The organism is Lysinibacillus sp. EB106-09-02-XG168 (assembly GCF_058791475.1).
Genome location: NZ_JBYTDN010000003.1, coordinates 1,251,752 through 1,272,932 on the forward strand (window position 1 = coordinate 1,251,752; position 21,181 = coordinate 1,272,932).

The window sequence follows — 21,181 nt, forward strand, 5'->3', positions numbered from 1 at the left end:
GGGAATTTTTTTATATTATCATTCATTAACTACTCGGATATGTCAGATTGATGAATGCAATACTTTATACAGATATACATTTCTTGGCGGTTTTAAAGTACCTAACAAGCTTGATGTATAAAACTTCGAAAAAACCTAAAGAAATGAGGCTTTAAATGATGAAAAAATATCCTACTTCTTCATACTTTTTCTTCATAATTCCGTCTCTTATTGGTGTTCTATTATTTATGACACCAGTCTTAACGGAAGATGGATGGAAAGTTCCAATTGCTATTTTAGCAAATTTATTAGCAGGTTTTGTTGCACCTATTATTAGTTACTTTACTATAATTATTTTTGCGATTTCGGCAATTGGTTCACTAATTGCCAAATTTGTTCCTCGGAATAATGCAAAGGAATCTAGTATTTTATATACATTATTTTATGTAAATTGGTTTTGGACAATTATAAGAGTCATCGGTTTAGTATTTGCCTCAATGGTCGTGTTTAATTTTGGACCATCCGTGATTAACAATGAAAATACGGGTGGATTATTAATGAACCCTGACGGTGGCTTAGTAACATTTTTATTTACGATTTTCTTATTTGCAGGCCTACTATTACCTTTTTTAACAAACTTCGGATTGCTTGAATTTTTCGGAACGATGATGGTAAAAATCATGCGTCCACTCTTTAAAAGCCCAGGTCGTTCATCTGTTGATGCACTTACATCGTGGGTTGGTGATGGAACAATTGGTGTTCTTATGACGAGTAAGCAATATGAAATGGGGAACTATACGAAAAAAGAGTCAGCCATTATTGCAACGAGCTTTTCTGTAGTATCCATCACATTCTGTATCGTAGTATTAGATACAGTGCATTTGTCACGCTATTTTATTCCATATTACTTAACGGTTGTACTTTGCGGTCTTGTGTTAGCGATCGTTATGCCGCGAATTTTTCCGCTAGCTAACAAAGAAGACACTTACATCGACGGTACACCAGTAGATTTATCACGTGAGGAATTACCTGAAGGCTATAATTCTGTATCTCATGGCTTAGAAAATGCTTTAGCTGTTGCGCATGCAAATCGTGACCCTCGCCAATTTTTGAAAGATGGGACTAGAAATGTCTTGGATTTATGGATTGGAGTAGCGCCGGTCGTTATGGCATTTGGTACGGTTGCTTTAATGCTTGCTGAATTCACTAATATTTTTGCATTTTTAGGAAAACCTTTTGAACCTATTTTGACAGTACTTGGTTTACCAGAAGCAGCTGAGGCAGCACAAACGATGGTTGTTGGCTTTGCTGACATGTTTTTACCTTCAATTTTAGGGGCAGGAATTGAAGCTGAAACGACACGATTTGTGATTGCTGTCGTTTCTGTTACACAGCTTATTTATATGTCTGAAGTCGGCGGCCTTATTTTAGGTACAAAAATTCCACTAAAATTTTTAGATTTAGTTGTTATTTTCTTAATACGTACGATTATTTCACTACCAATCGCAGCATTAGTTGCGCATTTACTTTTTTAGATTTATAAGGTAATTGTTCGCATTTTACTGTTGCGAACAATTGCTTTTTTTATTAAAGTACGTGTGAAAAAGGAGAATATCTATAAAAGGAATTAAGTGAACAATATATAACTTACACATAAATTCATTAAGTTGGGAAAAACTACGTTTAAAGTGATGATACTGAGGTGATAAAATGGACAGAATTTTTTCTCTCTGCTTAAGTTCTTGTTATTTGTTATTTTCTCAACCTAGCGATGCCTATATAAAAGACTCACCTAGTTCTTATGAAGAAGTCTATCCTGAAATAGGCTATAAAACGGTTGAAGGAGCTGCCTACGATTTTGAAAGGCACTTTCATCAAGGACTAAAGCTACCACTTCGAGTACCTCCTATTAGTTTTACACATCATTTTGGGCGGTTTAATGATCTAGATGGTGACATGAACGATTTTTTTGAAGTCACATTTGTTAATAATCAACTTCCTGAACATCATTATAAAATTACGGTTCGACCTATTCAGTATAAGTTTTCAGTTAAAAAGGAAAGTGTAGAAAAGACTTTCGTATTGAAAAAGGGAACGACTTCAATCTATATGGAAATCTCGGGTTTTCATGTACTTGCTTTCGAAAGAGAAGATTGGCAATATATGCTGTGGATTGATAAAAGGGTTTCAAATAAGGTGACACCTGAAGTGTTAGTCGACATTGCTAATTCCATTGACTATACAACGCTAGAGGATGAACGGGGTTAATTCAGCTGGAAAATGCCAAGACCTATAGTTTTTGGTCTTGGCATCATTTTTTTGAAAGTATGTCGAATAGCCTAAATAATTATGCTGGATTGACAGAAGTATTTCGAATCGCCATTGTTATGATAGAGTAGAGTAACATACTAAAAACTAATAAACCACTTAATAGAGCGAAGCTAGATATATTTGATAGTAGATCAAACAAAGGAGTATACCACCTGAAAATGATTGTAACAATCGGAATTAATACGAGTAGTCCTATAAAACTGTAACCGCCAAGAGTTCCTAAGCGATAAAAGACAATATTCAATAAAAGGCCGGAAGTTAGGAAGAATAGCAGTAGAACAGTATCCAATGCCATCGTTTGTAAAAATGATGGGGAATTATTAAAAAGTAAAATAGGATGAATAATGAATATGTTAGAAACGTTAGTAAGTATTTTTTGTGTACAGCCAATTATGAAGGCACATACTAAGCTCCAACAGATGAAAAAGAGCCCCACATTGAACATAAATTGCAATCGACTTAAACCAAGCCTTAAAAAATAGGATAGGGTTTTATTTAGTAACTTTGCAGCCATGATACTGGAGAAGATATAAACAGGTATAGAAATCATGATATAAAAATTATAAATATACAGGTCGAAAAAAGTATCTAAGAAGAACGACAATAGGGCGATCGAAAATAAAATGCACCAAAAAGTTATAATTTGTTTTTTATAGCTTTGAAATAATACATACAAGCTTCCCTTTACTGTATTCATTTAATAACCCTCGCTTTCTGCTGTTTACTTAAATACACTAACATATCCTGTAATGAAACAGGTTCAAGCATAATATTCTGTCCTTCAATGGAATGACCATCAGTAAAGACAATTGCAGTTAGCTCCTGCATAAACGTATGCTTATAAATAATCTTCAGACCACTAATTGCTTGATCAACATCAGAAGGATTACCTTTTACTGCAACAATATGCTCATGCCATTCTTCCACAGTTTTCTGAAGCAGTAATTGTCCTTCGTGTAAAATAAGTATTTCCTCAAATAGCTTACTTGCTTCATCAATTAAATGTGTAGACAGTATAAAGAGTCTTGGATTATCGGTTTGTTGTTCAATCAATAAATCATAAAAAGTATTTCGGGCAGCTACATCGAGTCCGATATAAGGTTCATCAAAGATTGTAATCCCTGCGTTACTTGCAAAGCCAGTAATAATGCCTAACGCAGACATCATTCCTTTTGATAAACTGCGAACCTTATCTTTTGGATTTAGAGCAAAAACTTCTAGTAACTCCATTGCGAGCTCTCCATCCCATTTTGGATAAAATAAGCTATTTGCCTTTAACGTTTGTGCAATTGTCATTTCCTCTTGAAAGTTTCCATTCTCTGCAACAAAACAAATATCACGTAAAGTTAAAGGTACATTGAAAACATTTTCTCCATTGACGGATATGTTTCCTTTAGTTGTAGAAATAAGTCCGGATAATAAATTTAAGAATGTTGTTTTACCAGCGCCATTATGACCTAAAAATCCAATGATTTTTGGTCCTTCAATTGTAAAAGAGATATTTTTTAAAGCTTCCTTATGTCTATATGATTTACTAACATTTTTCACTTCGATTTTCATACGTTAGCCCCTCTGTAACATATTTTGTAATTCTTTATCTGAGATACCTAATCTTATTGCTTCTTTCTTTAACGGCTCTATATGTTGCGTAAAAAAATTTTCCTTACGCTCTGCAATTAATATTGCACGAGCGTCAGTACTCACAAACATGCCGACGCCCCGTTTTTTATAAATTACGCCTTTGCCCACTAATTCGTTCACGCCCTTTCCAGCTGTTGCAGGATTAATTTGATATTCCTTTGCGAATTCATTCGTGGATGGAATGCGATCTTCAGGTTGTAGGTGTCCATCTAAAATTCCATCCTCTATTCGTTCACGTATTTGTTGGAAAATAGGCTTTTCATTGTTTAAAGAGTGAATCACCACCCACCTCCTTATGTTATGTGGTTAATTACTTATGTAACTAACCATACAACGTCAGGGTATTTTTGTCAATTCCATATTGTGAAAAAATTAGTTGACGGAGTGCATTCATTAAGTTATTATAACTAGCGAATAAGAAAGAGGTTCATAGCGCATACCCTCTATAAAAAACTATGGATGACGTCATCTACGCCATATCCCAAAATGCGGATATGGCGATTTTTTTTATTTGGTTTCACGCAATGGACTTCTCACAATTTGAGGAGGCATTTTTTATGGCAGGAAGAAATGAAGAACAAGGTTTACAGGATTTAACACTACTTGGGAACCAAAATACAAAGTATTTATTTGAATACTCACCGGAAATACTTGAAGCAGTCGATAATTTGCATACGAAAAACGATTTTTTTGTAAAGTTTAATTGCCCGGAATTTACGAGTCTATGTCCAATGACAGGGCAGCCTGACTTTGCGACAATGTATATTTCTTTTATTCCAGATAAAAAGTTAGTCGAGAGTAAATCATTAAAGCTTTATTTATTTAGTTTCCGTAATCATGGGGACTTTCATGAGGATTGTGTCAACATTATCATGAATGATTTAATTAAGCTGATTGAGCCGCGCTATATTGAAGTATGGGGTAAGTTTACGCCACGTGGTGGCTTGTCCATTGATCCGTGGTGTAACTATGGCCGACCAGGCACGAAATATGAAAAAATGGCGGAGCACCGTTTGATGAACCACGATATGTATCCGGAAAAGGTGGATAATCGTTAATGCTTTACTATTTAAATGGATTGTTTGTTGGCTTTTTAATTTTAGCTAATGTTTTAGCTGTTAAAGTGTTTAGTATAGGTGAATGGATGGTGCTTCCAGCTGCTGCGATTTTAATCATTTTTACGTATCCCCTTATTGATGTAATTTGCGAGGTATATGGTAAGGAAGCGGGGGGTCGCACGGTTAGAACAGGGCTTATCGCTCAAGTGTTTGCGGTATTCTTTATCGCTATAGCCATTGAACTACCACCTGCACAAGCTTTTGTTCATCAGCAGGAGTTTGAGACAATACTCGGCGGCAGTATGCGTGTCATTATTGCAAGTCTTGTAGCCTATTCGATTAGTGTTAACTTGGATGTAATGATATTTAGTAAATTTAAAGAAAAGCATGGAGACGGAAAGCTTTGGCTTCGAAACAATGCGTCTACGATGCTAAGCCAACTCATCGATACGGCCTTATTTATTACGATAGCCTTTTTTGGAATAATGCCATTTAAGGTGTTACTTACATTATTTGTAACACAGTATATATTTAAATTTTTGGCGTCTATTGTTGCAACACCAATTGTTTATGGGTTAGTTTACGTTGCTCGAAAATTTGATAAACTGAAAAGCATTGGGCCATCTCATTACTGAGATGGCTTTTTTAACATACTGTTCTTTAAATAACCCGATGGAAGAGAGGAACAGAATTCTTCTGTTGAAAGTTACTAGTGCTCTTGTAATCGAATATTATTTAATAGCACCTCATTTATCTACGTTTATAGCTCCATTTTTGCATATGTGTCACGTTACGGTCGAGCATATACTGTGGATGAGAAGAGGAGGTGAGCAATTATGAGAATTAACTGGAAGATCCGTTTTCAGCATAAACCATTTTTACTTGCGTTTTTTTCGTTGATTGTATTACTCGCACAGCAAGTAGCAGCTATTTTTGGCTATGATTTAACGAGTGCAATGAGTGAGCAGGCAATGACCATCATAAATACCGTATTATCAATTTTCGCTTTATTAGGAGTTGTAGTAGATCCTACAACACGGGGAACCAGTGATAGTCAACGTGCTTTAATGTATAGAAGACCTAGATAAAAAAGGGTGGAAATAAATTAAAAGTGTAATTTTACATTTTGGATAAATGTGTTATAATGGTAAAAATTGATAAAGGTAAAGTAGGGAGGACGATTGAATGTCGCTTGAAATGGAGCGAAGGGTTGACAAGCTCGAGCAGGAAATGATGGATTTGCGGCAGGAATTAGAGGGCTTAAAGCGTCTGCAATCTGTTGATAAAACAAGTACATTGAACATCAGAAAATCCATTATTGAGCAATCTGCGCCAAAACTAGCGCAAAGTCCAAAGCCAAATTCAAACTTGGAACCAAAGCCAAAAACAATACCATCTCCAGAAAAAAAGATGGAGCCACAGCGAACGTTTGAAGAGCGTATTATGTGGGCACTTCCAAAAGTATTTATGGTCATTTTAGTGATGGGGGTGCTTTGGGGTCTTAAGCTTGTGAGTGATTATGGCTATTTAGCGAACGAAGTTAAAATTATCCTTGCCTACGTATTATCTCTTGCCTTAGCAGTAATAGCTTATGTGTTAGAGCGTAAAAAAACAGGATCATCGGCCATAACAATTTCTTTATATGGTGGTGCATTTATTGTTGGTATATTAACAACAGCCGCAAGTGCGATATTGTATGAAATTATAGGTTTAACGATGGCACTTGTTATTGCCGTTGTTTATATCGGCTACGGTATTGTTATTAGCTATTTGAAGAAAAACGAAGTACTAACAATATTTGTAGCGTTTACATCATTATTACTACCATATTTACTAGAATATATGGATTTTAGTCCTGTTATTATCTTAATCTATGTGGTTGTGCTATTTATGATGCTGCAATTTGTCATTCTTCAACATAAGCAGAAGTTGGCATTCTATCTAGCAACCTTTTTCTCTTTGCTAGCTGTCAGCATTATAGCGTTTATGAATCATGACAATCGAGTTGTTTTTGCAATAGGTTTCCTTGTTGTTCTAACTATTTTTTACACGAGTTGGTGCCGATTATATAACGCAGAGTCTAAGCTGAAAAATATTCATGTCGGACTCCAATTCAGTCTAGGAACTTTTAGTTTATTACTCCTGAATTTTATTATTAGACCAATTGAATATAGCGAAGCACTATTACTCATAGTAGTCAGCTTGTTTGCAGCTGTAGCGGGTTATGGCTATAAGCAAAAATGGCAGGAGGCATTTGATAGTGCCGTAACACTCGCATTTATTACACTATGTAATACGCTACTAGTTATGAATTTACCAGGGGGAGTAGATCAATTGCTCATCCCGTTCATCACCTTTGCAGGCGTTATGATGAGTTTACGATTACGAGCAAGTATGATGAAGGTTGTCGGCTCATTTTCATTTACAATAACAGTCGCTTTAAACTTTATTATTCATGAGCCGACACCATTCTTCAGCATAGATCATATTAGCTTAATAATGCCGGGGATATATCTCCTAATTATTTATGTATATGCGAGGCGTCCGAAAGAGACACTGACATCCTTCGCAAAGTTTATGAAGGAAATGTGTATGATTGATATTGTAGCGGTTATTACGGCTGGTTACTTCTTAGCCTATATCGGAAAGCTGGATGAATCGTACTTTGCAAGTGTTGGTAATATCCCGCATCTAACGTGTTTAATGCTCGCTTTACTTTTCGTGGGATCACTTTTAGTACCAACAAAATACAAGGGGCGTGCATTAACGCCAGTCCTTGGTGGATTTTTCGTTCTCTTCACCGTAATGCTTGAAATTATTCCGTACAATATGCAAGGTGTCGAGTGGCTAAATATAGTAACGAGAATCGTGTATATTGCTGTAATCGTAGCAATTATGATTGATGTACTGATGAAGGGCCGCATCTACCAAATCTATCAAGAGCAAGCAGATAAACTTCTAGACCAAATTGTATGTGCAGGCGTTGTGCTTACGATGATATCGATTTGGGGTCTCATCTACCAACTTTCCCATAATAGTTTGCTTGATTGGAAACTAAGCATTGCCTTTTCAACGATTACATTATTCCTGACAGCGAGTATCTCACTATGGCTTAGCACGGCGCGTAACTTACAAACATTACGCCTAACAGGTTTTGTCATCTTAGTGATAGCGTTTATTAAGCTTATATTCTTTGATTTATCCGCTTTAGACTTATTAATACGAGCTGTCCTGTTTATTTCGATAGGTGGGATTGGGTTGCTGTTGTCGGGTAGGTTGTTGAAAAAATAAATAATATACATTGGTGTTTCAATAAAACAATATTAAAACCGTTTACCTTTATTTTATGGTAAACGGTTTTTTTATATCTAATCGATTTTTAAACTTAGCTTGATCTACATATTTTAGGAATTGAAAAATTTAAAAATAAATACAAATTCATACGAAAAAGTGGTGTTGTAAATGCTGTTTATATATGAAATAGTATAATTAGCACAGAAAAGATTCGATTAATAGGAAACTTTATTTACTATAAGTACTATTGGTTTAGTGTTTAAGTCTAATGTATTTTAACTTCTTTCAGCTGGTGTCCAAACGCCCTCTGAATAGAGAAACTCAGTCTAAGAACGTCACGTCCTGTGGTAATTTAACTGTGCGAAAGCGAAACGGCAACAACAACACACGACTGTCACGTTGGCCCAAAGCCTCGGCGGATGTCACAGAATCGGAAAGGAGTGCTTAGGAGATGTTAGCCTAAAACCATATCATCCATGCGATAACGGCTAACTGAACTGCATCGATAATACCGCCACGTCCTGTGGCATTACCGAAATGACCGACATCGAGTCGGCCCTCGTGTTGTTGCTGACGCTTCGCTTTCGCACAGACAAAAACATGTTGCAGCTGACGCTACGCTTTCGCCAAAAAAACATCTGCAGTCCTAAGCGCAGAGCTGATTTCCGAACGCAATTATGCCGAGGCATAATTGATTAACTTACATTACTAAAAAGTATGATCGGTATAAGGAGGGAGAAAATGAAGCGTCAAAATAGAAAATTATTTAAAAGTCAAGAGGGATTCTCTTTAATTGAGGTTGTTGCTTCCTTAGTTATAATAACTATCATCTTATTATCCTTTTTCGGTTTACTCATTCAATCGAATAAAACCGGAAAAAGCTCTGAACAAATTATTGATGCAACGTATTTAGCGCAAAAGGAAATGGAGAAAATGTATAACTACTTTAAATCCGCCACAATCGAAACTTGGGAATCTAATTTTCCGTACTTAGCTGAAAAGGATGAAGTGAATTCAACAGGTAATAACACTCAGTATAAAGTGACACCCTCTAATGCTAAAAATAAGGAAATCATAATAGTGAATGCTGAAGATATATCGCATGATAATACCGTTAGGATTACTATCAAAGTTTATGATTCAAGAGGGGCGACATTAAAAGCGAAAGTGCAAAATATCTTTAGCTTATAAGAAAAGAGGTGGTTCATATGTCTAAATTCCAAAATGAGAGAGGCATGACCTTACTAGAAGTTTTGGCTGCTACTGTAATAGCTACGATTGTATCTATTGTTCTTATGTCTATCTTGACGAACAGTAAGACTACAAGCGATAAACAAATGAAATCGACAATTCAATTATCTGACACAACTTATATTTTGAAAGTTGTTACTAAAGATACACGTAAATCTACGGAAATTTATAAAAAAACTCTAGATAAGTATACAGAATATACATTAATAAACAATCAAACTAATCAAAAATATACTTATGTATACCATCAAAAGGATCAGACGATTACGAGAAATGATGAAATGATTGCAGCGAATGTGCGTGATTTTAAAATAGAGGATAAACGGAGTCATGTAATTATTGATATTACAACGCCGAATAGTAAACCTTTTTCATCAACTATCTATTTTAGGGGAGGCAGCTAAATGTTTAAGAAACTCAAACAAGAAAATGGCTATTCATTACTTTTAGTAATTTTGACAATCGCTTTTATCTCAGTTCTTGGAATTACGCTTTTAACACTTACTGCTAATTCATTAAAGATGTCTACTAATGAGCGAGGTGATCAATCTGTATTTTACATTGCGGAAGGTGGCTTAAATAGTACAAAAAGCAAAGTAGAACAATTAGTTAAAATTACATACGATGAAAATAGGAAAAAATTCAATAAGCTACCTCCTGATAAAAGAAAACCAGAAAAATTTAAGTTAGATTTTATAGATGCATTTGAAAGTAGCTTAGAAAAAATCTTTGAAAAGAATCAAACAACATATGCTGATACAGTTACTTTTGATGAACAATTTAATGAAAAAACCTTTGCAAATGTAACAATTAATCAAGAAAGCACTGACCAATTACAATATAAAATAACGTCCGTTGGTAATATTGGCAAGAAAACGAGAACAGTGGCTCAGACAATTACAATCAATTTAGGAGGCGGAACGGGTTCTGGTTTTTCAAATTCCGCTGCTATCCACGCAATAAAAAACATCGAACTAGGAGGTGGTAAACTTAATGGGGATGTTGTTTCCGACAGTGGGAAAATTAGCATTACACAAGATAGTGTTGAAATTATTGGTAAGATTGGAACAACACCAGATAAATTTTCAAAATTGAGCTGGATGAATGTTTCGAATGAGATTATAGGGAATGTTGCATTTCCGAAGGATATATTACCACCTTTCCCGGATGATGAATTTACTAGTTTAAGCACAAGACCGTATACAGAGTCGGTACAAGTTACCATTGGTGGTAATAAAACTGAATTATCGTTACAAAATAATTCAATTAAGATTGATGGTGGAGGAAATGGACACATAAATGGGTATCAAGCATTTAGTGGTACTCTCCCACTTACTAAAGATATGTATTTGAAAACACTTACGGTTTCGGCGGGCATAACGTTAACTATAGATGTAGGTAATTCAGACAAAAATTTATATATAGATAACTTTAACTTCTCTGAAGGGCATTTAAATATTACGGGAAGCGGTAGATTAACTTTGTATATTAAGGATTCTTTTAATTTGGGCGGAAGTTCAAGTATGAATACGACAGGAGACATAGGGCAGTTAAGTGTATATTATACAGGCACTTCGTTAATGGATTTTACTGGTGATACAAAAACAAAAGCCTCTATATATGCTAAATCAGCTGATATAAAAATAAATGGCTATGGTAGCGTACAAGGAAATCTGTATGCAGGTGGATCAAATATCACTGTTGAAGGAGGGGCTTATAATCACGACTTATATATTTATGCCCCCGACGCAAAAGTTGAAATGGGAGGATCAGGAGAAGTTATAGGTGGAATAATGGCTTATGCAGTAAATACCCGTGGAGGTTCAACGGTTTCTTACAAACCGAAAACGATTGAAGATACAATATCAAATGGTGGTTTAGTATTTGAAGAAAATAATAATTTAACAATTTCTAATAGTATGCTTGAAGTAGAATAAATATCACGTATACAATAGTATACTAAGCTTGTCTTCTTAATAATGACATTATTTTTCCAACTAAACAGGTAGTTTTTGAGAAGCTTATAGAGCAATGCTGAGGTGGTATTGGGAAAGTAATAGAAAAGGGTTATTTAGAATGTCTGGGATGAAAATCAGATTTTCTAAATAACCCTTATTTTAATATTGGCTAAACTCTTGGTGAGAATGGAAGTAGGGCACTATTCGAATTCTGATTATTTAAAATACAACCTTTCTATTGTACCTAAAAATAATAGTCTTTTCTACATAGGATGGTTGATTCGATATGTATAAATCGAAAGTTGTGTGGAAGTATATACCCTGATTTTATAGTCCGTTAAACATATAAACAACATTTTAATAGTAATTACAATTTCATACTTGTAAAATATAAGTTCACTAAATTTTAACTATTTTTAGGATAAAAGTCTCATTTTAAAATATAGTTTGTGTTGTATTGTAAAAATATGAATAAAAAGTAATTGTTTTATATGAGTAAATAGACATTTGTTTTTTGACTATATTTGTAAAGGTGATGAGGCTATGAAATTATATTTGAAATTAGGCGCAATGGTAGCTGTTCTAATCATCTTATTAACAGTCTGGGTACCTAATATGATCGTAGATAGTGCACTGGCTAAAGGTGTTGAATCAACAATAGGAGGAATATCGGTTAAGGATTTAGAGGGTGATGATATTGAAAATGCTTTGCAAGAAGCTATTAATATTTGGCGAGACGATCCTGTTAGCGTAGAAGGAGCCAATATTACGATTTCACTGGATCCAAAATTATTTGTATTTGATGTAGAGAGTTCTATAGCTGAATATCATAGTTTAACAGACAAGTCTTGGTTTGCTTTCTGGAAGCAAGAACAAGCGATACATATACCCTTACAAGTGGAAGTAGATGATCAAGTGAAGAAGCAGCTTGAGTCTACCGGTGTATGGGAGGTTGAAAAAACTTTAAATACGATTATCACCGAAGCTTCCAATTTAAAAACTCACGAAGTCGCTGCAACAGTTGCAGATACTAATTTAATAGAATCGGACCGTTTAGCTCTATCAATTGAGAAAATCCCCACAAATGCAATGGGTGTTGAAAAATTAGCGAATACGGTAAATGATTCTATTGTTTTACCGAATGAGCCGTTTTCTTTTTTAACAATGATAGAAGAAAATTATGAAGAATCAGATAGTGAAGCGATTAATTTCGTCGCCTCTATGCTTTATCATGTTGCTCTTCAAACCGAATATGAGATTTCAGAGAGACATTCCCAAGGAGAGAAGCCAAATTATTTACAACAAGGTCTGGATGCGAAAGTAAACCAAGCGTTAGATAAAGATTTGCAATTTATAAACCGGTCGGATCAACCGAATAAATTAAAACTGACAGTAGAAGGTGATTCTTTAAAAGTGGAATTATTAGCTCAAAAGAAAGAAAAAGAAATCACTGTTCGAGTTAGTAAAGATAAGGTCATACAACCACGGGTCATTATTCGCTATTCTAAAGACTTACCAGTAGGCAGCGAAGAGGTTATCCAAAAAGGTCAAGAAGGGGTACGGGTCGAAGTTTATCGTTCGATTTTAGAAAATGGTAACTCCACGGAGGAACTAGTCAGCCGTGACTATTATCCACCCGTTAATAAAATCATTGTGAAATCTTCAAGACAGCCTGTTGTTCCAGAAAACGGTAGTGGAACGGATAAGGTAATTTCTAATGATCCAGACTTACAAATGGATATAGATGGAGATGGATTACCGGATACACAATCTGAAAAAGAATCCGGCAATAATGCTACAAAAACGAATAAAGATACATCTGCAAATACGAACACTTCAAAAGAGCCGAATGACCCTGAAATTGTATACGGCTACTACGATAAAGGTGGAAATTTTATACAAACTAGCCCGTAAAGAGAGGAGCAAACGCGAATGGTCGTAAAAACTGGACGAAAGCGCTTAGGTGATTTACTAGTCGAATCGGGTGTTATTACAAATGTGCAATTAGAATTTGCTCTGACAAACAAAACAAAAGAAGAGAAATTAGGCGATTTTCTTATAAAAGAAAATATTTTAACCGAGCAACAGCTAATTGAAGTACTAGAGTTTCAACTAGGAATCCCACACATTCATTTGAATCAATATTCTATCAGCCCGGATTTACTTCAGCTTGTTCCGGCTGAACTCGCTAAACGAACAAATATTATTCCAATCCGTCGTGAAAAAAATAAACTGTTTATCGCGATGGCTGACCCAATGGATTATTTTGCAATTGAAGAAGTACGTATGGCGACGGGCTGCCAAATCGAAACCAGTATTGCGGCTAAGGATGATTTATATCGTACGCTAACGAAATACTATGATCTGCAAGAATCTATGGAAGCTGCATTGCTCGACATAGGTGCGACAGTTGCTGAAACACAGGAAGAAATTGAACGAGAGGATTCTCCAATTGTTCGCCTAGTTAACCAGATCATTGCTAACGGAGTTGCCCAAAGAGCAAGCGATATCCACTTTGACCCACAGGAGACGGAGTTGAGGGTTCGTTATCGAGTGGATGGCGTTTTGAGAACAGAGCGCTCTTTACCGAAACATATGCAAAATATAGTATTAGCACGTATTAAAATTATGGGGAATTTAAATATCACGGAAAATCGAATTCCTCAAGATGGACGTATTAAAACGAATGTTAATTTCAGGCCAGTAGATATTCGACTTTCGACACTTCCAACTGTTTATGGAGAAAAAGTTGTCATGCGTATTTTAGACTTAAGTAGTGTTGCCAATTCTATTGACAAGCTTGGTTTTACAGAGCAAAACGAGGCCCTTTTCCGAAACATGATTGCCAATCCGAATGGGATTCTGCTCATTACCGGTCCTACAGGATCAGGAAAATCATCGACATTATATGCTGCCTTAACTAACTTGAATGAAGAGGGTGTCAACATTATTACAGTTGAGGATCCGGTTGAATATCAGCTTGATGGGATAAACCAAATTCAAGTGAAAGAAGAAGTAGGCTTAACTTTTGCCACAGGATTGCGTTCAATTTTGCGCCAAGATCCAGATATTGTAATGATAGGTGAAGTTAGGGATTTTGAAACGGCGCAAATAGCAGTACGTGCCTCGTTAACAGGGCATTTAGTCTTAAGTACTTTACATACAAATAGTGCAGTCGAGTCGATTTCTCGACTTCAGGATATGGGGGTAGAGCCATTTTTATTATCCTCCTCACTTGTAGGAATTATGGCACAGCGCTTAGTACGACGAATTTGTCGAGATTGTGGAGAAGATTATACTTTTACTAACCATGAATTAGAAATAATGCGTAATAACGGCATTGAAGGTTTCACACATGGTAGACGCGGAAGAGGTTGCCCTTCGTGTAATCAAACAGGGTATCGTGGACGGATGGCTATTCATGAAATTTTACCAATCGACCGCAATATTAAAGAAATGATTTTAAGTCGAAGTAGCGATAGTGTGATCCGCAATTATATGAAACAAGAAGGCTATTACACATTACTAGTAGATGGGTTGTTAAAAGTAGTAGAAGGACTAACAACTACTTCAGAAGTATTGCGTGTAGCAAATGTAGATTAGGATGTGAATCGTTCATGACAACATTTAGAAATATTGATGAGCTATTAACACGTGCATTTGAAGAGAAAGCGTCTGACCTTCATTTAACAAAGGGGATCCCGCCGGTTTATCGTATCCATGGACAACTAGAGCATTATGGGAGTGAATTACTAACTCCCGAAGAATTACAAACTATGGTGAAAACTATTTTACCTGAGCATAAATTACAAGAATTTCATGATAAAGGGGAAACTGATTTCAACTATTCATTGCCCGGGAAATGTCGTTTTCGTGTAAATACATATCATCAACGCAATGAAGTGACAATAGCTGCCCGTTTAATTGAAGCAAAAATCCCTTCCATTGAATCGTTAAATATGCCACAGGTACTGTATCAATTAGCCGAAAAACCACAGGGACTTATTTTAGTGACTGGTCCAACAGGTTCGGGAAAATCTACAACGCTTGCTGCAATGATTGATCATATTAATGAAACAAAATCAAAGCATATTATAACGCTTGAGGACCCGATTGAATATTTACATGCACACAAAAAATCTATTATCAATCAACGTGAAGTAGGGGTTGATACCAAGAGCTTTTCCAATGGTTTGCGTGCTGCTCTTCGTCAAGATCCCGACATTATTTTAGTAGGTGAGATGCGGGATTACGAAACGATTTCAACGGCCATTACAGCGGCAGAAACGGGCCATTTAGTGATGGCGACATTACATACAAGCAGTGCTCCGACTACGATTGATCGTATTATAGATGTTTTTCCACCCCATCAGCAGGGACAAATTCGTGTACAACTAGCAAATGTTTTAGTGGGCATTGTTTCACAGCGTTTATTTGTACGTAAGGACGCCAAGGGACGTATTGCTGCAACTGAAATATTAGTACAAGCACCATCTATTTCAAATTTAATTCGGAATGAAAAAGTTCACCAAATTCCTACTGTAATGCAGACGAGTAAATCTTTAGGTATGCATACTTTGGAATCTTCTATGCAGCAGCTAATAGCAATGGGGAAAATTTCTTTGGAAGAAGCAAGGCCATATATGAATGCGGGGGATTATAATTGACCGTTTTTCGATATAGTGGACGCACAAAAACTGGTTCACACAAAAAAGGAATCATTGACGCGACTAACAAAAAAGTAGCACTTGAAAAATTACGAGCACAAGGCATTAATGCCCGTGAGCTGGAAGAGTCTAAAAGCATTTTACACAAAGACTTAAATATTGGCGGTAAAGTAAAGCATCAGGATTTCGTTATTTACTGTCGCCAATATGCAACACTAATCCGAGCTGGCGTTTCCATTGTAGAGGCGACACATATTTTAAGTGGTCAAACGAAAAGTAAAGCATTGAAAAAAGCATTAGAACAAGTGGAAGAGGATATACGCGGGGGGACAGCGTTTTCAGATGCAGCGGCTAAGCACCCAAAGGTTTTTCCTGTCATGTTTGTTAATATGATGCGCTCAGGTGAGGCAACGGGGAATATCGATGAGACTTTAGAGCGTTTAGCAGGGACACTTGAAAAACAATTCAAAATTAAGAAGAAAGTACAATCAGCATTGGCATATCCGGCTATTTTATCAGTGCTGACAATTGCTGTAGGTATGTTTCTAATGATATTTATCGTTCCGACGTTTATGGCTACTTTTGAAGAAATGGACATAGAAATGCCGATTTTAACTGTCGTTGTTGTCAGTATTTCGGATTGGTTAATAGCATACTGGTATTTTGCAATTGGGATCCTCTTATTGTCGATTTTTCTATTTAGATTCTTCTATAAAAATAATAAGCAATTTCATTACAATGTGAATTATGCATTATTAAGAATTCCTGTATTTGGTATTTTAATGCAAAAAAATGTAATTGCTCGTATGACTAGAACCTTATCTTCTTTGTTCAGTAGTTCAGTGCCAATTCTACATGCACTTACAATTGTCGAAAAGGTTGTAGGAAATCCAGTCGTAGGAAAAGTTGTACTGGAGGCAAGAGATAACCTAGAAAAAGGCGGTACCTTATCTGAGCCATTAGAAAAAAGTTGGCTATTTCCTCCGTTAGTAACCCAAATGACATCTATCGGGGAAAAAACAGGTTCTCTTGATTATATGCTCGAGAAGATAGCCGATTTCTATGAGGATGAGGTAGATCGCTCGGTTGATACATTAAAGTCGCTCGTGGAACCATTGATGATATTAGTTCTAGCAGCAGTAGTAGGTGTGATTGTCGCAGCAATTTTCCTACCAATGTTCGCATTATACGAAAATATGTAAGTGTACTAACTTTTAAGGGGGTGGTATAGAAAAGACTGTAGTAGTTGTAGTTGTTGTTGTAGGGGTACATATTTCGGACTAATCATAACAATTTATAAGGAGGAACACCGATGTTCAAAAAAATCTTAAACAAAAAACTATTAAAAAATCAAAAAGGTTTAACGCTTATCGAGTTATTAGCAGTAATCGTAATTCTAGCGATTATTGCAGCAATTGCTATTCCTGCGATTGGGAATATTATTAATAATTCTAAAGACAAAGCAATCCTTTCAGATGCTGCTGGTATCCTAGCGGGTGCAAAAATTGCTATTGCTGATGGAGCTTGTGGTGATACGAGTCAAGCTACTGTTACCTGTGATACAAAAGTTCTTAAAGACGTTTTTGACGGTGAATTAATAGCCGATGATAGAGTAGAATATATTAAAGGTACAGACGGCAAAAAAACATATACTATACATTATAGTAAATTAGCTAATATTAAAAATATAGAGAAATTTACTGTCGAAGGTTTTACACCGGGATCTGGAGTTAAAGAAATTACTGACGAAGCATTAAATCGAGCTATGAATAAGTAATTAATCTTTCAAAGAACATCCAATTCATGAATTGGATGTTCAAATGAAAGATTAATATATTTGAATTTTGTTATAAAAGGAAAAAGGAGGCATCTTTTCACATGTTTACAAAAAAGAAAAAATCGCATGTGTCGATTGAAATAAAAGATTATATATTGCGTGCGATTGTGGCAAAAGGTGCTGATCCATCGCAATGGAGGGGCTATGAAATGCCATTAGCACATGGAATTGTGGAAGGATCTGTTATTCATGATGAAATGGAATTGTTTGATGTCATGAAAAATGATGTGACAAAATGGGCTGGCAAAAAGCAAAATGCGCGTATTTTTGTACCGGATACTTCCGTTTTGTTAAAGAGCTTTGAGCATCCTGAAGATATAGAGTGGAATGAATTAAAAGGTTATGTGGAAATGGAGCTTGGTCAGTCCATTCATCTTCCATTTCAAGATCCTCTTATTGATGTGTATGACCCAAATCCTAGTGATGGACAGGCCATGTTATTTGCAGCACCTTCAGAAGAAGTGTCTAAAATGATTGGACTTTTACTCGATGCTACATTAGAACCACAAGCGGCAGATATTCGAGCATTGTGTAATATTCGTCTATTAGAGTATTTGCAGTTAATAAAGGACGATCGAACATATTTGATAGCGGATTGGTCAATCAATGAATTGTCGATAAGTATTTTTTCATTTGGTCAACTGGAGTTTTTACGATACCAATCATTTGATACAGATTTATCGGAATGGAAGCCTAAAGAGATTGAAGAGTATCGTTTTTCTTATCATTCAGAAGTCGAGGGTGAGTATCGTATGATTCTTACCGATCAAATGCTTGAAATCGATCGTATTATGAATTTTTTTAAGTTTTCCTTACATAAAGGTGAGAAAAGTGTAGATGAGATTATCATTTTAGGAGATAATCCACTGCTTTCAACCGTTAAAGAGTTTTTAGAAAATAATTTTTCGACACCAATTATTATGTTAAATGATTCAGTCATCCAAAAATCATTCCCTCAATTTTCGGATAAATTTGCAAGCTTAATTGGACTTGCATTAAAGGAGGTTAACTGATGGTACCAGAAATTAACCTCTTGCCGAATTTGGAAAAGAAGCATTCAACACCTACTTTAATATATGTAGTATTTATTATTCTTATTGGTATGATAGTAGGATATATGATTTTCTTGTTTTTCCAAGCAAAAAGTGATCTTACAAAATTAAGTGCGCAGGAAGTGGAGCTTTCATCACAACGCGAACAACTTCAAATGGAGTTAGATGGTAAGGAAAATGCGAACCAAGGCTCATTGGAGCAATCCGTACAATTTGTGGAAAATGTATCCTATCCGGTGACACCCTTAATGGATGAAACACAAGTATTATTACCAGAGCAAACGTATTTAAGGAACTATGTATTTGGTGAAAAAAATGTAGAAGTTACGGCTGATTTTGAAACGATGTCAGCTATATCATCTTATTTAGAAAAGCTAACTGCAAGCCCCTATTTCAATGATATACAGGTTGATACGATTTCTAATTTTGATGTTGCTATTGGACAAGAGGAAGAAAGTGCTAAGAACAAGTTTAAGGAGATACCACGTTATTCTGCAACTATTACATTAGGAATTGATTTTAAATTTCTAGCTGGAGGTAGAGAATCATGACAAGTAGTAAAAATTCAACGATTCTTATCTTAACAGCATTCATTGCAGCCATTTTATTTGCACTATATTACTATATATTAACACCTAAATTAGAAGAAGTAGATGCGAAGGAAAGCTCGAATATCGCTCTTCAACAAGAAATATCTACTCTTCAGGAGCAAATTGCTTTAATTGAAAAGAATAGCAAATCAAATGGTACAAGTAATTTAACATTGCGTAAAAAAGTACCTCAAACTCGAGCTATTGATGAAGTCATTCGAAATATTGAAGAGATTGAAGTGGTGACGGGAACACGGGTAGAAGCTATGGACTTTAATAATTATGATTCGCTCGTAATGGATTCTACTATTACAGATCCTAACTCGACAAATTCTGAGGAACAGGCTGATACACAGCAATCTGCAACTGAAGCAGATGAACAAGCTGCTGAACAAGCTGCTGCTAAGAATGATGAAACACCTGAAGTGAAAGATAAAATCCCAACTGCTACTTTCAATAAAGATTCCTTACCGAAGGAATTAAAACTAGTAACATTTGATATTGATGTTGACGCAATGGATAATAAAGCAATGGTTGAGTTTATAAAAGAGATTGAAAAAATTGATCGTGTGATGAAAATTGATGCTATCGATTTCACATTAACGGGTGAAGAAGCGAAATTCAAGGAGGACGCTGATACAACCTTAAAAGCAACCATACAAGTAACGACGTTCTATTATGAAGGACAACAATAATCTAGATGGCGCGCATACTTATATGTATGGGCGTCTATTAGTATAGGAGGACATAAAATGGAGATTACTTATACAATTACAGTTTTAATATTTGGGCTCGTTCTTGGCTCATTTTTTAATGTAGTTGGCTTACGTGTGCCTTTGAAGGAGTCCATTGTGCGTCCGCCTTCGCATTGCACTTCTTGTAAGAGACAGTTGAGGGCGCTTGATTTGGTGCCTGTATTGTCTTATGTATTTTTAGGTGGAAAATGCAGTAGCTGTGGGCAAAAAATTTCTTGGATTTATCCACTAATGGAACTTATAACGGGCCTTTTATTTGCTGTTGCTTATTGGAAATTAGGCTTTAGTGCAGAATTTTTTGTAGCGCTATTATTAATTTCATTATTAGTCATTATTGTGGTGTCGGATTTTGCGTATATGCTTATTCCCGATAAGGTGCTATTATTCTTTTTACCACTACTAGTTTTTGGACGCGTGATATCTCCTTTGTCTCCGTGGTGGGACAGTATAGTTGGGGCTGTCGTAGGTTTTGGCATATTATATTGTATAGCTGTTCTATCAAGAGGTGGAATGGGTGGTGGCGATATTAAATTATTCTTTTTACTTGGTCTTGTACTCGGGACAATGCATGCACTTCTGACGCTATTTTTAGCTGCTGTCATTGGCATGATTGTTGGAATAGTAGTGTTAAAAGTACGCGGACAGGGAAGGAAAACGCCTATACCATTCGGACCTTCTATTGCCTTAGCTGCTATTATTATCTATTTCTATGGGGATGCGTTGATGAATTGGTATCTTGGATTTTGGTAATTAATCAGTGGGGGAGTC

At 35.8% G+C, this 21,181-nt stretch carries 21 protein-coding genes; 18 read left to right on the forward strand and 3 right to left on the reverse strand.

The features are described 5' to 3' along the window. Positions 1 to 158 precede the first annotated feature (158 nt). Both AC3WSO_RS06775 and AC3WSO_RS06780 read left to right on the forward strand, forming a co-directional pair. Complete coding sequence (locus AC3WSO_RS06775; RefSeq protein WP_492534268.1) at positions 159 to 1,514, forward strand: YjiH family protein; 1,356 nt, start codon at positions 159 to 161, stop codon at positions 1,512 to 1,514. 175 nt (positions 1,515 to 1,689) lie between these two features. Continuing rightward, positions 1,690 to 2,247 (forward strand): hypothetical protein, encoded by a 558-nt coding sequence (locus tag AC3WSO_RS06780; RefSeq protein ID WP_492529774.1) that lies wholly within the window; start codon positions 1,690 to 1,692, stop codon positions 2,245 to 2,247. Positions 2,248 to 2,326: 79 nt separating this feature from the next. Here AC3WSO_RS06780 and AC3WSO_RS06785 read toward each other — a convergent pair whose 3' ends face one another. The 3 genes from AC3WSO_RS06785 to AC3WSO_RS06795 are packed head-to-tail and all read right to left on the reverse strand — an operon-like array spanning position 2,327 to position 4,233. After that, a complete protein-coding gene (locus AC3WSO_RS06785; RefSeq protein WP_492529776.1) occupies positions 2,327 to 3,007 on the reverse strand; it encodes a hypothetical protein in 681 nt (226 codons plus the stop codon). After that, on the reverse strand, positions 3,004 to 3,870 hold the full coding sequence (locus AC3WSO_RS06790) for an ABC transporter ATP-binding protein (RefSeq protein WP_492529778.1): 867 nt from the start codon (positions 3,868 to 3,870) through the stop codon (positions 3,004 to 3,006). Before AC3WSO_RS06790 ends, AC3WSO_RS06785 begins: the two co-directional genes overlap by 4 nt. 3 nt (positions 3,871 to 3,873) lie before the next feature. After that, complete coding sequence (locus AC3WSO_RS06795; RefSeq protein WP_492529780.1) at positions 3,874 to 4,233, reverse strand: GntR family transcriptional regulator; 360 nt, start codon at positions 4,231 to 4,233, stop codon at positions 3,874 to 3,876. Positions 4,234 to 4,508: 275 nt separating this feature from the next. On the opposite strand from AC3WSO_RS06795, the gene queF reads away from it, so the two are divergent. The 16 genes from queF to AC3WSO_RS06875 all read left to right on the forward strand — a co-directional run bounded on the left by queF (position 4,509) and on the right by AC3WSO_RS06875 (position 21,163). Beyond that, complete coding sequence (queF, locus tag AC3WSO_RS06800) at positions 4,509 to 5,009, forward strand: preQ(1) synthase (RefSeq protein ID WP_049668571.1); 501 nt, start codon at positions 4,509 to 4,511, stop codon at positions 5,007 to 5,009. Further along, a complete protein-coding gene (locus tag AC3WSO_RS06805; protein ID WP_492529782.1) occupies positions 5,009 to 5,644 on the forward strand; it encodes a queuosine precursor transporter in 636 nt (211 codons plus the stop codon). Before queF ends, AC3WSO_RS06805 begins: the two co-directional genes overlap by 1 nt. 201 nt (positions 5,645 to 5,845) lie before the next feature. Beyond that, positions 5,846 to 6,097 (forward strand): phage holin, encoded by a 252-nt coding sequence (locus AC3WSO_RS06810; RefSeq protein ID WP_492529784.1) that lies wholly within the window; start codon positions 5,846 to 5,848, stop codon positions 6,095 to 6,097. A 97-nt stretch (positions 6,098 to 6,194) separates the two neighbouring features. Further along, positions 6,195 to 8,300: a DUF2339 domain-containing protein gene (locus AC3WSO_RS06815; RefSeq protein ID WP_492529786.1), complete on the forward strand. Its 2,106-nt coding sequence runs from the start codon at positions 6,195 to 6,197 to the stop codon at positions 8,298 to 8,300. Between the two features lie 744 nt (positions 8,301 to 9,044). Further along, on the forward strand, positions 9,045 to 9,494 hold the full coding sequence (locus AC3WSO_RS06820; protein ID WP_492529788.1) for a type IV pilus modification PilV family protein: 450 nt from the start codon (positions 9,045 to 9,047) through the stop codon (positions 9,492 to 9,494). Positions 9,495 to 9,538: 44 nt separating this feature from the next. Continuing rightward, on the forward strand, positions 9,539 to 9,958 hold the full coding sequence (locus AC3WSO_RS06825) for a hypothetical protein (protein ID WP_492529791.1): 420 nt from the start codon (positions 9,539 to 9,541) through the stop codon (positions 9,956 to 9,958). Then, positions 9,959 to 11,491 carry a pilus assembly PilX N-terminal domain-containing protein gene (locus tag AC3WSO_RS06830; protein WP_492529793.1) on the forward strand — a complete coding sequence of 511 codons (1,533 nt, stop codon included), beginning with the start codon at positions 9,959 to 9,961 and terminating at the stop codon, positions 11,489 to 11,491. It abuts the gene before it with no gap. A 564-nt stretch (positions 11,492 to 12,055) separates the two neighbouring features. Beyond that, complete coding sequence (locus AC3WSO_RS06835; protein ID WP_492529795.1) at positions 12,056 to 13,426, forward strand: VanW family protein; 1,371 nt, start codon at positions 12,056 to 12,058, stop codon at positions 13,424 to 13,426. Between the two features lie 18 nt (positions 13,427 to 13,444). Beyond that, positions 13,445 to 15,115 (forward strand): GspE/PulE family protein, encoded by a 1,671-nt coding sequence (locus AC3WSO_RS06840; RefSeq protein WP_492529797.1) that lies wholly within the window; start codon positions 13,445 to 13,447, stop codon positions 15,113 to 15,115. A gap of 14 nt (positions 15,116 to 15,129) precedes the next feature. Next, a complete protein-coding gene (locus AC3WSO_RS06845; RefSeq protein ID WP_492529799.1) occupies positions 15,130 to 16,179 on the forward strand; it encodes a type IV pilus twitching motility protein PilT in 1,050 nt (349 codons plus the stop codon). Continuing rightward, a complete protein-coding gene (locus AC3WSO_RS06850) occupies positions 16,176 to 17,381 on the forward strand; it encodes a type II secretion system F family protein (protein ID WP_492529801.1) in 1,206 nt (401 codons plus the stop codon). The genes AC3WSO_RS06845 and AC3WSO_RS06850 overlap by 4 nt, the downstream gene beginning before the upstream one ends. 110 nt (positions 17,382 to 17,491) lie before the next feature. Next, positions 17,492 to 17,956 carry a prepilin-type N-terminal cleavage/methylation domain-containing protein gene (locus AC3WSO_RS06855; RefSeq protein ID WP_492529803.1) on the forward strand — a complete coding sequence of 155 codons (465 nt, stop codon included), beginning with the start codon at positions 17,492 to 17,494 and terminating at the stop codon, positions 17,954 to 17,956. A gap of 101 nt (positions 17,957 to 18,057) precedes the next feature. After that, positions 18,058 to 19,029, forward strand: a complete 972-nt coding sequence (pilM, locus tag AC3WSO_RS06860; RefSeq protein ID WP_492529805.1) for a type IV pilus biogenesis protein PilM — start codon at positions 18,058 to 18,060, stop codon at positions 19,027 to 19,029. Further along, positions 19,029 to 19,619 carry a PilN domain-containing protein gene (locus AC3WSO_RS06865; RefSeq protein ID WP_492529807.1) on the forward strand — a complete coding sequence of 197 codons (591 nt, stop codon included), beginning with the start codon at positions 19,029 to 19,031 and terminating at the stop codon, positions 19,617 to 19,619. The genes pilM and AC3WSO_RS06865 overlap by 1 nt, the downstream gene beginning before the upstream one ends. Beyond that, entirely contained in the window at positions 19,616 to 20,353 is a 738-nt protein-coding gene (locus tag AC3WSO_RS06870) for a potassium transporter (protein ID WP_492529809.1), read from the forward strand. Before AC3WSO_RS06865 ends, AC3WSO_RS06870 begins: the two co-directional genes overlap by 4 nt. A gap of 57 nt (positions 20,354 to 20,410) precedes the next feature. Further along, positions 20,411 to 21,163, forward strand: coding sequence for a prepilin peptidase (locus AC3WSO_RS06875; protein WP_492529811.1), 753 nt, complete (start codon positions 20,411 to 20,413; stop codon positions 21,161 to 21,163). Positions 21,164 to 21,181: the final 18 nt, after the last annotated feature.

Bases quoted from the DNA above. Each gene is read 5' to 3' on its own strand.
- AC3WSO_RS06775 (WP_492534268.1), top strand. From the start codon at position 159: ATGAAAAAATATCCTACTTCTTCATACTTTTTCTTCATAATTCCGTCT.
- AC3WSO_RS06780 (WP_492529774.1), top strand. From the start codon at position 1,690: ATGGACAGAATTTTTTCTCTCTGCTTAAGTTCTTGTTATTTGTTATTT.
- AC3WSO_RS06785 (WP_492529776.1), bottom strand. From the start codon at position 3,007: ATGAATACAGTAAAGGGAAGCTTGTATGTATTATTTCAAAGCTATAAA.
- AC3WSO_RS06790 (WP_492529778.1), bottom strand. From the start codon at position 3,870: ATGAAAATCGAAGTGAAAAATGTTAGTAAATCATATAGACATAAGGAA.
- queF (WP_049668571.1), top strand. From the start codon at position 4,509: ATGGCAGGAAGAAATGAAGAACAAGGTTTACAGGATTTAACACTACTT.
- AC3WSO_RS06805 (WP_492529782.1), top strand. From the start codon at position 5,009: ATGCTTTACTATTTAAATGGATTGTTTGTTGGCTTTTTAATTTTAGCT.
- AC3WSO_RS06810 (WP_492529784.1), top strand. From the start codon at position 5,846: ATGAGAATTAACTGGAAGATCCGTTTTCAGCATAAACCATTTTTACTT.
- AC3WSO_RS06815 (WP_492529786.1), top strand. From the start codon at position 6,195: ATGTCGCTTGAAATGGAGCGAAGGGTTGACAAGCTCGAGCAGGAAATG.
- AC3WSO_RS06820 (WP_492529788.1), top strand. From the start codon at position 9,045: ATGAAGCGTCAAAATAGAAAATTATTTAAAAGTCAAGAGGGATTCTCT.
- AC3WSO_RS06825 (WP_492529791.1), top strand. From the start codon at position 9,539: ATGACCTTACTAGAAGTTTTGGCTGCTACTGTAATAGCTACGATTGTA.
- AC3WSO_RS06830 (WP_492529793.1), top strand. From the start codon at position 9,959: ATGTTTAAGAAACTCAAACAAGAAAATGGCTATTCATTACTTTTAGTA.
- AC3WSO_RS06835 (WP_492529795.1), top strand. From the start codon at position 12,056: ATGAAATTATATTTGAAATTAGGCGCAATGGTAGCTGTTCTAATCATC.
- AC3WSO_RS06840 (WP_492529797.1), top strand. From the start codon at position 13,445: ATGGTCGTAAAAACTGGACGAAAGCGCTTAGGTGATTTACTAGTCGAA.
- AC3WSO_RS06845 (WP_492529799.1), top strand. From the start codon at position 15,130: ATGACAACATTTAGAAATATTGATGAGCTATTAACACGTGCATTTGAA.
- AC3WSO_RS06855 (WP_492529803.1), top strand. From the start codon at position 17,492: ATGTTCAAAAAAATCTTAAACAAAAAACTATTAAAAAATCAAAAAGGT.
- pilM (WP_492529805.1), top strand. From the start codon at position 18,058: ATGTTTACAAAAAAGAAAAAATCGCATGTGTCGATTGAAATAAAAGAT.
- AC3WSO_RS06865 (WP_492529807.1), top strand. From the start codon at position 19,029: ATGGTACCAGAAATTAACCTCTTGCCGAATTTGGAAAAGAAGCATTCA.
- AC3WSO_RS06870 (WP_492529809.1), top strand. From the start codon at position 19,616: ATGACAAGTAGTAAAAATTCAACGATTCTTATCTTAACAGCATTCATT.
- AC3WSO_RS06875 (WP_492529811.1), top strand. From the start codon at position 20,411: ATGGAGATTACTTATACAATTACAGTTTTAATATTTGGGCTCGTTCTT.